Here is a 12,551-nt window from a genome sequence, read left to right on the forward strand (position 1 = left end):
GGCCGGGGGGCCGCGCCGGCGTTTCCGGGGGGTCCCCCCGGTGGGGGGGTGGTTTCCACCGCACGGGGCCCCCGCAACCTCGTGCTCGACGCACGACAGGCACGGCGCTCGGGGCTAGCGGCGGGCGAACGCCCGGCGGAACGCGTAGACCGCCAGGCACGCCCCCGCGAGACCGACCATCCAGCCGCCGGTCCCGAGCGCCGGGCCCGTCGTGCAGAGGGCCTCGCCACCGGACGGGTCCTCGACGCACCGCCGCACCTGGACCGCGACGGCCAGGAACGCCGCGACCGCGGCCAGCACCGACAGGGCCAACCACCCCCAGCCGATACGGCGGGGCGTGCGGTCGTCGTCGGGGGCTCCAGGCTGGTCGGGCACCGTCCGAGGGTAGCGGGTGCCGCGGGAGGCTCCCCGCGTCCGACCTGGGCACCGCGCCACCGTTCAGTGCACGCGCGGCGGGACCTGCACCCGGTCGAGGTCCTCGGCGACCGTGAGCTCGCCGTCGAACACGGTCCTGGCCTCGGCCCAGAACTCCCCCGCGTCCTGGTAGCGCTGCGAGAAGTGCGTGAGGACGAGCGACCGGACGCCGCACTCGGCCGCGACCGTGGCCGCCTGCAGCGCTGTCAGGTGACCGAACGCGTGCGCGAGCTCGCGGTCCCGGTCGAGGAAGGTCGACTCGATCACGAGCAGGTCGACCCCGCGCGCGAGCGAGAACACCGCGTCGCACAGTCGCGTGTCCATGACGAACGCGAACGACTGCCCCCGGCGCCGGGCGCTCACGTCCTCGAGCCGGACGGTCCGCCCGTCGCCCGTGACCACCGTCCCCTCGCGCTGGAGCACGCCGATCGCGGGGCCCGCGACGCCGGCCGCGGCGAGGAGCGCGGGCACCATGCGCCGGCCGTCGGGCTCGTCGAGCCGGTAGCCGAACGCCTCGACACCGTGCTCGAGCCGCTCGGCGCGCAGCGTGAAGCCCTGCTCCGGGCGCACGGGCCAGACGACCCCGTCCTCGGCCAGCGGCTGGAGCTCCAGGTCCGCGCGGTGGTGGTACGAGGTCGCGTCGATCAGGTGGTCGACCCACGCCGCGCCCGACGCCGGGAACGACACCGGGATCGTGTGCGGCACGCCGTCCAGGCTGATCCGCTGCACGACGCCGGCCAGCCCCAGGCTGTGGTCGCCGTGCAGGTGCGTGATCGCGATCCGCGTCAGGTCCGTCGCCGACACCCCTGCACGGAGCATCTGCCGCTGCGTCCCCTCGCCCGGATCGAACAGGACGGCCTCGTCGTCCCAGAACAGGACGTAGCCGTTGTGGTTGCGCGTCCGGGTGGGTACCTGGCTGGCGGTGCCGAGGACGACGAGCTCGCGGCGGGACATGAGCGCACGGTAGCGGCCCGCGGACCTGTCGGCACGGTTTCTCGCCTCCGGCAGAGCCCTGGGAGCGGCATCGCTACCAGCCCCGGTCCCCCGGCGCACCGCGGAACGCGTAGATCAGGACCCGGATGCTGAGCACCGCCCCGACGAACAGCATCACGGCGCCGAAGACCGAGTACCAGCTCAGGTCGTTCGTGAGCTGAGGCCCGTTCTCGGCGATCAGGAGGAAGACCCCGCCGACGACGCTCGCCGCAGCGATGATGGTCGAGATGACCTGCTGCACGAGGCTCGTGACGAACTTCCGGTCACCGGGGTCGGAGAAGGCCCGGACGTTGACCGTGAACTTCCCCGACTCGAGGTCCGACGTGATCTTGTTGAGGCGCCGGGGCAGGCGTTCGATCGAGGGGGCGAAGGCCAGGAGCTGCGACCCGGCCTTGGCCCGGATCTTGCGCAGGCTCACCATGTTGCGCAGCAGCTCCTCGCCCTCGTCGCGGGCCGAGGACACCAGCTCGAACGAGGGCGAGAGCAGGTGCAGCGTCCCGTCGAGCGACGCGATGGTGCGGAACGCCGCGGCGACCTGCGGTGGCACGCCCATGCCGGCGTCGTTCACGAGCCGGACCATCGACGCGAACAGCGAGCCGCTGTTCGCCGTCCCGCCGCCGCGGAACCGCAGGATGAGCTGGCCGACGGCACGCTCGAACCGGCGTTCGTCGAAGCTCTCGGGCTGGTCGAGGAGCTCGATGAGCGCGTCGGTCGCCGCGATCGAGTCGTCGGCCTCGACCGCGAGCAGCACGGCAGCGAGCGCGACACGCTCGGCCTCGTCGAGCCGGCCCACCGAGCCGAAGTCGAGCAGGCCGAGCGAGCCGTCGTCGCGCAACAGGACGTTGCCGGGGTGCAGGTCGGCGTGGAAGACGCCGGTCACGACGATCTGGTCGAGCGTGACGCGCAGGAGGCGGGCCGCGATGTCGTGGCGCGTGTCGTCGTCGAACGTCGTGAGCAGCTCGGCCGCGTCCCCCACCGGGACCCCGTCGAGGCGGTCCATGACGAGGAGCGTCGAGCTCGACAGCTCGGGGTAGACGCGAGGGATCTCGACGAGGGGCACGTTCGCGTCGGGGTCCTCGACCTGGTGCACGCCCGGCAGGGGGTGCCGACGCGAACGCCTGATCGTCGCGAGAGCGCCCTGCACGTTGAGCGTGTTCTCGAGCTCGGTCGTGTAGTCGAGCTCCTCGCGCAGCGAGGCCGCGAAGCCCTCGGCGAGGTCCATGATGCCCAGCGACGGACCCCACGACGTGTCGCGCTGGAGCCGGCGGGCGATGCGCAGCACGATCCGCAGGTCGCCCAGGACCTGAGACCGCGCCCCGGGCCGCTGGACCTTGACGACCACCTCACGGCCGTCGAGGAGCGTCGCGCAGTGCACCTGACCGACCGAGGCCGACGCGATCGGGTCAGGGTCGAAGTGCGCGAACACCGTGTCGACGGGGGCGCCGATCGACCGCGCGACCATGGCCTCGATCTGCGCCCAGGGGGCGGGCGGGACCTGGCTCTGGAGCCGGGCCAGCTCCTCGACGTACACCGCGGGCAGCAGGTCGGCACGCGTCGAGAGCATCTGGCCGAGCTTCACGAACGTCACGCCCGCGTCGCTCAGCGCTGCCCGCAGCTCGCGCGCCACGGCCCGTTCCTCGGAGTCCGTGGTCCGCTGGTGGCTGCGTCGGCGCGCCCCGCGGCCGAAGAACCCGCCGAGCCCGTGCCGGAGCATGATCCCCATGATCTGGGCGTACCGCCACATGTCCTTGGACCCGCGGCGCAGCTCGACGACCGCGCGCCAGGGCGTCGGGATGCTGCCCGTGGGCACCAGGAGCTCCAGGACGAGCAGCAGCCCGAGGCCGATCACGAACGACCACGCCCACGCGAGGACGATGATCACGAGCACGACCCCGGGATGGACCGTGAGCGACCCGTCGGCCTCCTGCACCCCGAGCTGCTGGAACCCCTCGGTGAGCCCCCACGACCCGATCGAGACCACGAAGATCGTCATGAGGATCGACCGGATCCACCCGACCGGAACGCCCAGGACCCTGCGGGCCGTGGCCGCGAGCAGGAGGACCATGACGATCGTCGCGACGGCCGTGAACAGCGCCGTCGCGATCGAGGAGAGGATCTGCATGCCCCCTACTCTCCCGCGCACCGGGGGCGGGCGCAGGAGGACACGCTCACACGCCCGGGGGCACCGGACACCCTGTCGTGGACCGAGGTGCGGCAGTAGCGTGGCGAGCATGCCGGACACCTCGCCCGCCGTCGAGCCCTTCGCCGCCCGGACCGCCCCCGAGGCGGTCGAGGACCTCCGCGCGCGCCTGCGCGCGACCCGCTGGCCCGATGCTCCCTTGGACGCAGGGTGGTCGCTCGGGACCGACCTCGACTACCTCCGCGAGCTGGTCGCGTACTGGGCCGACGAGTTCGACTGGACCGCCCAGGAGGCGGCCCTCTTCCGGCTGCCTCGCTTCAGGGTCGCGCTCGGTGGCCCGACGCGGCCCGACGGCGGCGCGCGCCCGGGCGGTCACGCCGCGCGCGAGCGCCTCGGGATCCATGTCGTGCACGCCCGGGCCGTCGCGCCCCCGGGCGTCACCGTGATGCCGCTCGTCCTCACCCACGGCTGGCCCGACTCGTTCTGGCGCTACACCAAGGTGATACCGCTCCTGACCGACCCGGGTGCGCACGGCGGCGACCCGGCCGACGCGTTCGACGTCGTCGTCCCCGACGTGCCGGGCTTCGGGTACTCGCAGCGGCCCTCGGGTCCCGCCCTGGACTCGGTCGCGGTCGCCGGGCTGTGGGCCGAGCTCATGAGCGCGCTGGGCTACGCACGGTTCGGTGCCGCCGGCGGCGACATCGGCAGCCACGTGAGCCGCTACCTCGCGCTCGACCACCCGGACCGGGTCGTGGCCGTGCACCGCACCGACGGCGGCCTGCCGGTCTTCGCCGGGGACCCGGCGGACCTCTCGCCCGAGGAGCGCGAGTGGTTCGCGGGCGCCGCGGCGTGGGGCGCGACCGAGGGCGGGTACGCGGCGATCCAACGGACCAGACCGCAGACGCTGGCGTTCGGGCTCGAGGACTCGCCCGTGGGCCTCGCGGCATGGATCGTCGAGAAGCTCCGCGCGTGGAGCGACTGCGGGGGCGACGTCGAGCGGGCCTTCACCAAGGACGAGATCCTCACCGACGTGACGATCTACTGGCTCACGCGGAGCATCGGATCGTCGGTCCGCATGTACGCGGCCAACGCCGCGATCCCTCCCGCGCAGCTCGCACGCCGCGTCGAGGTGCCGTCCGGCTTCTCGATCTTCGCGGGCGACGTCGTGCGCCCACCCCGCGCCTGGCTCGAGCGGACCACGAACCTGGTGAGCATGACCGAGCCCGCACGCGGCGGGCACTTCGCGGCGTTCGAGGAGCCCGAGCTCTACGCGCAGGAGCTGCGCGACTTCTTCCGGCCGTACCGGCGGACGGTGGCGGGCTGAGCGGACCGAGGGAGCGCCTGCTCGGAGACCCGACCAGGGCCGACGGCGATCCCGGACGCGCTAGGCCGACGCGGCCTCGTCGTCGCTCGCCGTCGCCCCCTCCTCCGCTGCGCCGGCGCGCTCGAGCGCGCCCCGGTAGACCCGCAGCCGCTCGACCTGGAGCTCGGAGAACATGGGCGCGTCGACGTCCTCGATGGGCGTGGTCCGCAGGAAGGTCAGGATCTCGCTCTGCGTCTCGTCGATCTCTGCGAGTCGTGCTCGGTCGGCGTCGTCGAGGAGCTGCCAGACGTCGACGAAGGTAGGCGCGTGCATCTCCCCAGTTTCAGGTACCTGCCGCCCGGGCGCACGCCGGTCGGGCATCGAGTGACCGCCGTCACAACCTGGTCGGCAGCGCTGAGCACGGCTCGACGGACGTCCTGGTGCGGTGTGCGCGCGAGGTGCGCGGCGCCGTCGGGCACTCGCGCACACCGGGCGAACCGGACGCCCTGCGGCCATGATGGGAGAGCCCCCGCCACCCGTCCCCCACCCGATCGGAAGCCCCCATGACGAACCTCGAGCTGCTCACCGACGCGCACCTCACGCGCGCCCGCGACGGCGACAACGGCCGCAGCGCGGAGGTCGTGCTGCACGACGGCGTCCTGCGCCAGACCATCATCGCGATCCTCGCGGGCATCGAGCTGGGCGAGCACAACGCTCCCCCGGCCGCGAGCATCCAGGTCCTGCGCGGGCGCGTGCGGGTCACCGCGCTGGGTGGCGACGAGGAGGTCGGGACGGGCGAGCTGCGCGTGCTCACGCACGAGCGGCACGCCGTCACCGCGCTCGAGGACTCGGCATTCCTCCTGACCACTGTGACGAGCGTGCCTGCGGCGCAGTGACGAGCGTGCCTGCGGCGCAGTGACGAGCGTGCCCTCGGCGCAGTGACACCCGTGCCCCCCCGGCGCAGTGACCGCCACCTAGCCCCGGCTCGGCGGGCCTCCCGTCCCCCCGGCGGGGAACTGACCTCCGCCGCCGCTCGGCATCTGGCCGCGCTGCTGCGTGGTGCCGCTGTCCCCGAGGCCCGAGAGTCCGGTCGAGGTCTCCTCGTCGGTCACGATCTCCTGGGACAGGTCCGCGAGGACCACCTCGTCGCCTGCCTCGAGCCCCGAGGTGATCTCGGTGGTCTCCTGCCCGACGGCGCCGACCTCCACGGTCACGTCCGTCACCTTCCCGTCGCGCAGGACCGCGACGGTGCGCGCGGTCCCCGTCGCCCGCACGGCCGACGTCGGGACGACGAGCACGTCCGTGCCGCCCGCGACCGTGATCGACGCCTGCGCCGACGACCCCTCGTAGAGGGTGTCGTCCTGCGGGTCGAGCGCGATCGTCACGGGGTACTCGGGAGTCGAGGACGTGCTCGTGCTGAGCACCCCGATGCTGCTGACCGTGCCCGTGCGCACGGTCGGGTCGTCGGACACGGTCACGGCCGTCTCCTGCCCGACGGCGAGGCTCGCCACCTCGGTCAGCGGCACCGTGGTCTCGACGACGTAACCGTCGACCCCCAGGATCGTGACGACCGCGGAGGTCGACGACGCCTCGACCCGGTCACCCACCGCGAGCGCGACCTGCGCGACCGTGCCCGCGATCGGGCTCGTCAGGGTCGAGCGCTGCGCGTCGGCCTGGGCGATCGCGACCTGGGCCTCGGCGAGGTCGATCGCGGCACGGTCTGCCAGGATCTGCTGGGCCGACGCGACCTTCGACCCGCCGGTCGAGCTGCCCCCCGTCGTGGGGCCCGTGGTGCTGCCCGTCCCGCTGCTTCCCGTGCCGCTCGGACCCGTCGCGCCGCCGGCACCGCTGCTGCCGCCCGCCGACCCGTCGCTGCCGGAGGGGCCCGACGGCGTGCCCGCGGTTCCTCCGCTGCCGTCACCGGTCCCGCTGCCGCTGCCACCCGGGGTCTGCTCCCCGGAGCCGCCCGACTGGTCGGCCGCCAGGGCGTCCTGCGCCTTCTGGATCGCACCGTCGAGCTGGGCAGCGAGGTCGAGCAGCGAGTGCTGCGCGCCGTCGACGTCGCTCTGCGCGCCGAGGGTCGCCGTGATGGCGTCCTGGCACGTGGTGAGCGCGGCGGCGAGGTCGACACCGTCGGGCGCGTCGTCCTCGGGGTCGGCGGCCGCGGACGCGAGGTCCTCCGCGGTCGCGGCGAGGAACGCGGCGCACGCCTCCTGCGAGCCGACGACGCTCGTCGAGCTCGTCGCGAGCGCCGCGGTCGCGGCGTCGTAACCGTCGAGCAGCGCCTGCTGAGCGAGCTCGACGGCCTCGAGCGCCTGCGCCACCTCGGCCGAGGTCGACGTGCTGCCCGCCGAGGGCGACGTCGCCGACGGTGTCGTGGTCGCGACGACCTGCGTCACCGTCGACGCCCCCGACGTCCTCGCGACGGCCTGCGTCACCCCGGGCGTACCGGTGGACGTGGACGCACTCGAGGACGGGGTGGTCGCGGTGGCTGCGCCTGACGAAGCGGTCGCGCCGGTCGAGGTGGCCGTCGAGCTGCTCGACGACGTCTGCGACGCCAGGTCGTCCTCGAGCGTCTGCTCGGCCCGCGCGAGGGTCTCCTGCGCGGACTCGACCGCGTCCTCGAGCTCGGTGAGGTCGAGGGTCGCGAGCACGTCGCCCGGGCTCACGGGGTCCCCCACGCCGACGGTCACCGTCGCGACGGTGCCGGCGACCGAGAACGCCGCGTCGGCCCGTGCGGCCGACGCGACGGTCCCGGCGGCGTCGACGGTCTGGGTGACCTCGCCCGTGGTCGCGGTCGCGGTCCGATAGGTCCCCGCGCTCCCGCGGTTCGCGGCGAACGCCGCCCCCGCGCCGACGAGGCTCACGACCACGACGGCCGAGACCCCCGACACGACGAGCTTGCGGCGACGCCTGGCCGCCCGGCGCACCGAGGCCGGGGTCCGCACCGGCTCACCGGCCGTCGCGGTCGCCGACGTCGCGACCGTCGTGTCCTGGTCGGTCATGCCCTGCTCCGTCGCGCCCCGGTCGGCCCGGCGGGTACGCCGCTCCCGCTCACGCATCGTCGCTCCCGTTCTCGCTCGACGTGTCCTGCCCGCCGCGGCCGCCGCCCTGCCCGGGGCCGCCCTGGCCCATGCCGCCGAAGCCCGTCGAGCACTCGCCGTCGACGGGGTCGGACAGGGTCAGGGTCGCCGCGGTCACGGTGCCCGACGTGTCGGTCGCCGTCCCGGACGTGGACTCGTCGGACGATCCGTCGGACGTGCCCGGTTGCGTCCCCACGCTCACGCACAGCCCGACGGCGAGCGCCGAGGCGTCCGTCGCGGCCGTCGTCGTGTAGGTGGTCGAGTCGTCCACGGTCACGGCCGAGCTCGTCGGCTCGGCGGTCGACGCGTCGCTCGACCCGGCCGTGCCGCTCGGCTCGACCGTGATCTCGGTGCCCGCCACGGCCGTGACCTTCCCGGCCACGATCCCGCCGAAGCCGCCTCCGCTCGGGCGATCGGCGCCGTCGGGCATGCCGGTGGGCATGTCGGTCGGGGCGCCCTCCGGGCGTTCGGGGCGGTCCTCCGCGTCGCCCCCGGTGTCCTCCCCGGCCGGGGCGTCGCCCGAGGGGCGCTGGCCACCGCCGAACCCGCCCGAGCACTCACCGTCGACCGGCGCGCTCACGGCCACGCTCGTGGCCGCGGCGGCCGACGAGTCGTCCGCGCTCCCCGTGATCGCGACCACGCACGACCCCACGGTCACGGCGTCGAGCGTCGTGGTCGTGGTCCGCGAGACGGTCGTGTCGTCGGTGTACGCGACCGCGGTCTGGGAGTCGGAGGACTGGACCTGGAGCACGCCGTCGGAGATCGCCGCGATCTCCCCCGAGACGCCCCGAGGACCGCTCTGGCCGCCCTGGCCTCCCCGGCCCGCTCCGCTCTGGGCGCTGTCGGTGGCGGTGCTCTCGGCGTCCGAGACCCCTTCCGTGTCGCCGCTCGAGCAGGCGCTCAGCAGCAGGCTCGCGCCCAGGAGGGCCGCGGGGACGGCGAGCAGGCGGCGCGAGCGCGCCGGCCGGTACGCGGGGCTCGGGCGGACGGGTGCGGTGGTGGTCATGAGTCTCTCCTCGACGGCTCCGCGACGGTGCGCGGGACGGACGGACAGGGTGGTGCCTGTCGGGCACCGGGATGGGGGACGGACGGTCGTCGCGCAGGCGGGAGCACGGTCACTCCGAGCGCAGCGCGTCGATGGGCGCGAGCCGCGCAGCCCGGACCGCGGGGTACACGCCGAACACGACGCCGATCACGAGGGCGATCGCGATGGACCCGACGACCGCGGCGGGCAGCACCACGATCGAGGTGCCCAGCACCCCCGGCAGGACCTTGGCCGCGACGATGCCCAGGGCCGCGCCGATCACGCCTCCCGCGAGCCCGAGGATCGAGGCCTCGACCAGGAACTGACGGCGGATCGCCCACGGTGGCGCGCCCAACGCCTTGCGGAGCCCGATCTCGCGGGTCCGCTCAGTGACGGACACGAGCATGATGTTCATGACGCCGATCCCGCCGACGAGCAGCGAGAGCGCCGCGATCCCCGTGAGCAGGACCGTGAGCGTCCGGTAGACCGACGTCGCCGTGGACACCAGGGCGTCCTGGCTGTTGATCGAGAAGTCCGCCGAGTCGGCGTCGGTGATGCCGTGCAGGTTGAGCAGCACGGCCTCGGCCTCCTGGTAGGCCGCGGACAGGACGTCCTCGGAGGCCGCCTTGAGGTAGATGGTCGAGACCGACGACCGCGTGGTGCCCCCCATGACCTGGTTCGCCGCGGTGCTCAGCGGGATGACGGCCATGTCGTCGAGGTCGCTCGACGAGTCGGCCCCGGCCTCGGCCAGGACACCGACGACCGAGAAGACCGTGCCCTCGATCGTGACGCTGCGCCCGACGGCGTCGGGCGACCCGAACAGCTCGGTCGCGGTCTCGGCGCCCAGCACCACGACCGCGGCCTGGTCGGCCTCGTCCTCCGCGGTGAAGAACTCGCCCAGGGCGAGCTCGCGCGCCCGGACGTCGGTCCAGTCCTCGGTCGTGCCGATGACCTGGGTGGTCCAGTTGGTCTCGCTCGTCTCGACCGAGAGCGACGACGTCTTCTCGGGGGCGACCCCGGCGACGTCGGGCGCGTTGACGTCCGAGGCGAGCGCCTCGGCGTCGGAGCGCGTGAGGGTCGCGCCGGAACCGAAGCCGCCGCGCATCCCCTCGCTGTCCGTGCTGGACCCGGGCGTGACGATCAGGAGGTTCGAACCGAGCGCGCTGATCTGCTCGCTCACGTCCTTCTGCGTCCCGAGCCCGAGCCCGATCGTGAGGATCACCGCGGCGATCCCGATGAGGATCCCCAGGATCGTCAGGAGCGAACGCATCGCGTGCGACCGGACCGCGGTCCAGCCCGTGAGGAGGGTCTCGCGCCAGGTCATGCGGCCACCCCCGACGTGAGGGTGTCGCTCTGGATGAGCCCGTCGCGGACGCGCACGATCCGGCGCGCCCGCTCGGCGACCTCGAGCTCGTGCGTGATGAGGACGATCGTGCGGCCCTGCGCGTGCAGGTCGTCGAACAGCCCCAGGACGTCCTCGGTCGAGGCCGAGTCGAGGTTCCCGGTCGGCTCGTCCGCGAGGATCATCGCCGGTTCGCCCACGAGCGCGCGGGCCACGGCGACGCGCTGCTGCTGGCCGCCCGAGAGCTCGCCGGGCCGGTTCGCGAGCCGGTCGCCCAGTCCCACGCGTTCGAGCGCGGCGGTCGCCCGCGCGCGACGCTCTTCGGGCGCGACGCGCCGGTAGGTCAGCGGCAGCTCGACGTTGCGCCACGCCGACAGCGAAGGCAGCAGGTGGAACTGCTGGAACACGAAGCCGATCTGATGGTTGCGGATCGCGGCCAGGTCCTCCTCGTCCAGGTCGCCCACGTCGTCGCCCGCGAGGCGGTACTGCCCGGTCGTGAGGACGTCGAGACAGCCCAGGATGTTCATGAGCGTCGACTTGCCGGACCCCGAAGGGCCCATGATCGCGACGTACTCCCCCTGGTGGATCGCGAGGTCCACGCCGCGCAGCGCCTCGAACTCGACCGTGCCCGTGCGGTACGTCTTGCCCGCGGCGTGCAGCTCGATGACCGGGCCCTGCTCGTCGGCGGCACGCCCGTCCGCCCGGGGCTCGCCCTCGCGGGCGTGGGCCGGGGCGCCCAGGGTGGGCGCCGTCGTCGGGCCTGCGAGGTCAGCCATTGCGCTGTCCCCCGCCCTGGCCGCCCGGGCCACCCATCTGGCTGGGGTCGAAGCCCTCGGGGACCTGGCTCGGGTCGAAGTCCCCGCCGCCGGGCATCTGCCCGGTCTGGCCCGACTCGCCGCCCGTGCCGGTCTCGGTGCGCTGGACGACCTGGACCAGGACCTCGTCGCCCTCCTCGAGGCCGCTCGTGATCTCGACCAGGCTCCCGGTCGTCTCGCCGACCGTCACGACCGTCGTGACCTCCTCGCCGTCCTCGCCCGCCTGCGTGACGACCGACTCGCCGTCGACCGTGCGCACCGCGGCGCTCGGGACCGTGAGCACGTCGGTGCGGCGCTCGTAGATGATCTCGGCGTCTGCGGTCACACCGTCGTGCAGGCCCTCGGGCGAGCCCGTCACGGAGATCGTGACCGGGTACGTCGCGGTGCCCGACGACGTCGAGGGCAGCAGACCGATCGTCGCGACCGTGCCGAAGACCGTGTCCTCGAGCCCGTCGACCGTGAGCTCGACCTGGTTGCCGACCGCGAGGTGGGGCAGGTCGGAGTCGCCCACCGTGGCCGTCGCCTCCCAGGCGTCGGTGCCCACGATCACGAAGGCCGCGCCCGACGAGGTGGTCGTGGTGCTGCTCGTCGCCCCCGGGGCGGACCCGCCGGCTGCGCCCGTGGTGCCGGAGTCCGCACCGGAACCGGACGTGCTCGACGTCGTCGAGCCCGTGACGGCCTGCCCCACCGACACGTTGACCTCGGTCACGAGGCCCGCGGCAGGGGCCGTGAGCGTCGCGCCCGCGAGCGCCGCCTCGGCCGCGGTGACCGCTGACTGCGCGACCTCGACCTGCGCCTGGTCCGCGCTGATGCGCGCGAGGTCGGCGGCCGAGCCGTCGGACGAGTCCTGGCTGTCGGCGAGCGTCGCCTGCGCCTCGGCGAGGTCGGCCTTCGCGGACAGGACCGCGGCGTCGAGCTGCAGGGTGTCGATCGTCGCGAGCGCCTGGCCCGCCTCGACCGTGTCGCCTGCCTGCACGTCGACGGCCGTCACGGTGCCCGACCCGGCGAACGACACCTCCTCCTGGACGCTCGGGGTCAGGGTCGCGGTCGTCGTGACGCTCTGCTGGACCGTGCCGAGGCTCGCGGCGACCGACTGCGTGGTCGCCTCGGGTGCGGCGGCGGCCGACGAGGGTTGGCGGAGCACGAACCAGTAGACGGCACCGGCCACGAGCGCCAGCGCGAGCGCCCCGGCGATCACCCGCGTCCTGGTGCTCGTGCGTCTGAGCAGCTTGCCCATGTTCTCCCTCACGTCCTGCGCGCACGAGGGCGCGACGGTCAATGAGGGCGACGGTAGGGAGCGGCTCTGGGGTCGTGCTGTCACGAACCTATGCGGAGGCTATGAATCGTGGGGTGATGGCTCGTGCGCTCCGGTCATCTGGGTGCCGAGCACGAGGTTGCGGTCGTTCTCGGGCGGGTAGCGGCCGCAACCTCGTGCTC

The 12,551-nt window shown here is 73.9% G+C and carries 11 protein-coding genes; 2 read left to right on the forward strand and 9 right to left on the reverse strand.

Features of this window, described 5'->3' with window-relative positions; all coding sequences use genetic code 11:
- Window positions 1-114: 114 nt before the first annotated feature.
- The 3 genes from ACFWFR_RS11835 to ACFWFR_RS11845 all read right to left on the reverse strand — a co-directional run bounded on the left by ACFWFR_RS11835 (window position 115) and on the right by ACFWFR_RS11845 (window position 3,529).
- Complete coding sequence (locus tag ACFWFR_RS11835; protein WP_191800857.1) at window positions 115-375, reverse strand: hypothetical protein; 261 nt, start codon at window positions 373-375, stop codon at window positions 115-117.
- Between the two features lie 63 nt (window positions 376-438).
- Entirely contained in the window at window positions 439-1,368 is a 930-nt protein-coding gene (locus ACFWFR_RS11840; RefSeq protein ID WP_377623100.1) for a ribonuclease Z, read from the reverse strand.
- A 73-nt stretch (window positions 1,369-1,441) separates the two neighbouring features.
- Window positions 1,442-3,529 (reverse strand): ABC1 kinase family protein, encoded by a 2,088-nt coding sequence (locus ACFWFR_RS11845; RefSeq protein ID WP_377623101.1) that lies wholly within the window; start codon window positions 3,527-3,529, stop codon window positions 1,442-1,444.
- Between the two features lie 109 nt (window positions 3,530-3,638).
- Here ACFWFR_RS11845 and ACFWFR_RS11850 point away from each other — a divergent pair, with 109 nt between their 5' ends.
- Complete coding sequence (locus ACFWFR_RS11850; protein ID WP_377623102.1) at window positions 3,639-4,871, forward strand: epoxide hydrolase family protein; 1,233 nt, start codon at window positions 3,639-3,641, stop codon at window positions 4,869-4,871.
- A 60-nt stretch (window positions 4,872-4,931) separates the two neighbouring features.
- Here the strand turns inward: ACFWFR_RS11850 and ACFWFR_RS11855 are convergent, their stop codons facing one another.
- A complete protein-coding gene (locus ACFWFR_RS11855) occupies window positions 4,932-5,183 on the reverse strand; it encodes a hypothetical protein (RefSeq protein WP_377623103.1) in 252 nt (83 codons plus the stop codon).
- Between the two features lie 230 nt (window positions 5,184-5,413).
- Here ACFWFR_RS11855 and ACFWFR_RS11860 point away from each other — a divergent pair, with 230 nt between their 5' ends.
- A complete protein-coding gene (locus ACFWFR_RS11860) occupies window positions 5,414-5,746 on the forward strand; it encodes a hypothetical protein (protein ID WP_056649451.1) in 333 nt (110 codons plus the stop codon).
- A 78-nt stretch (window positions 5,747-5,824) separates the two neighbouring features.
- On the opposite strand, the gene ACFWFR_RS11865 is transcribed toward ACFWFR_RS11860, so the two are convergent.
- The 5 genes from ACFWFR_RS11865 to ACFWFR_RS11885 form a co-directional block, all read right to left on the reverse strand.
- On the reverse strand, window positions 5,825-7,855 hold the full coding sequence (locus ACFWFR_RS11865; protein WP_377623104.1) for a biotin/lipoyl-binding protein: 2,031 nt from the start codon (window positions 7,853-7,855) through the stop codon (window positions 5,825-5,827).
- Between the two features lie 49 nt (window positions 7,856-7,904).
- A complete protein-coding gene (locus ACFWFR_RS11870) occupies window positions 7,905-8,939 on the reverse strand; it encodes a hypothetical protein (RefSeq protein ID WP_377623105.1) in 1,035 nt (344 codons plus the stop codon).
- A gap of 109 nt (window positions 8,940-9,048) precedes the next feature.
- The gene (locus ACFWFR_RS11875; RefSeq protein ID WP_377618453.1) at window positions 9,049-10,281 is read right to left on the reverse strand and encodes an ABC transporter permease; all 1,233 of its coding nucleotides are present in this window, start codon (window positions 10,279-10,281) and stop codon (window positions 9,049-9,051) included.
- Window positions 10,278-11,075, reverse strand: a complete 798-nt coding sequence (locus ACFWFR_RS11880) for an ABC transporter ATP-binding protein (RefSeq protein ID WP_377623106.1) — start codon at window positions 11,073-11,075, stop codon at window positions 10,278-10,280. The genes ACFWFR_RS11875 and ACFWFR_RS11880 overlap by 4 nt, the downstream gene beginning before the upstream one ends.
- A complete protein-coding gene (locus ACFWFR_RS11885) occupies window positions 11,068-12,393 on the reverse strand; it encodes an efflux RND transporter periplasmic adaptor subunit (RefSeq protein WP_377623107.1) in 1,326 nt (441 codons plus the stop codon). The genes ACFWFR_RS11880 and ACFWFR_RS11885 overlap by 8 nt, the downstream gene beginning before the upstream one ends.
- Between the last annotated feature and the right edge of the window lie 158 nt (window positions 12,394-12,551).

Source organism: Oerskovia sp. NPDC060287 (genome assembly GCF_042726775.1).
In the GTDB taxonomy this organism is placed as follows: Bacteria; Actinomycetota; Actinomycetes; order Actinomycetales; family Cellulomonadaceae; genus Oerskovia; species Oerskovia merdavium.

Bases quoted from the DNA above. Each gene is read 5' to 3' on its own strand.
- ACFWFR_RS11840 (WP_377623100.1), bottom strand. From the start codon at position 1,368: ATGTCCCGCCGCGAGCTCGTCGTCCTCGGCACCGCCAGCCAGGTACCC.
- ACFWFR_RS11845 (WP_377623101.1), bottom strand. From the start codon at position 3,529: ATGCAGATCCTCTCCTCGATCGCGACGGCGCTGTTCACGGCCGTCGCG.
- ACFWFR_RS11850 (WP_377623102.1), top strand. From the start codon at position 3,639: ATGCCGGACACCTCGCCCGCCGTCGAGCCCTTCGCCGCCCGGACCGCC.
- ACFWFR_RS11855 (WP_377623103.1), bottom strand. From the start codon at position 5,183: ATGCACGCGCCTACCTTCGTCGACGTCTGGCAGCTCCTCGACGACGCC.
- ACFWFR_RS11860 (WP_056649451.1), top strand. From the start codon at position 5,414: ATGACGAACCTCGAGCTGCTCACCGACGCGCACCTCACGCGCGCCCGC.
- ACFWFR_RS11865 (WP_377623104.1), bottom strand. From the start codon at position 7,855: ATGACCGACCAGGACACGACGGTCGCGACGTCGGCGACCGCGACGGCC.
- ACFWFR_RS11870 (WP_377623105.1), bottom strand. From the start codon at position 8,939: ATGACCACCACCGCACCCGTCCGCCCGAGCCCCGCGTACCGGCCGGCG.
- ACFWFR_RS11875 (WP_377618453.1), bottom strand. From the start codon at position 10,281: ATGACCTGGCGCGAGACCCTCCTCACGGGCTGGACCGCGGTCCGGTCG.
- ACFWFR_RS11880 (WP_377623106.1), bottom strand. From the start codon at position 11,075: ATGGCTGACCTCGCAGGCCCGACGACGGCGCCCACCCTGGGCGCCCCG.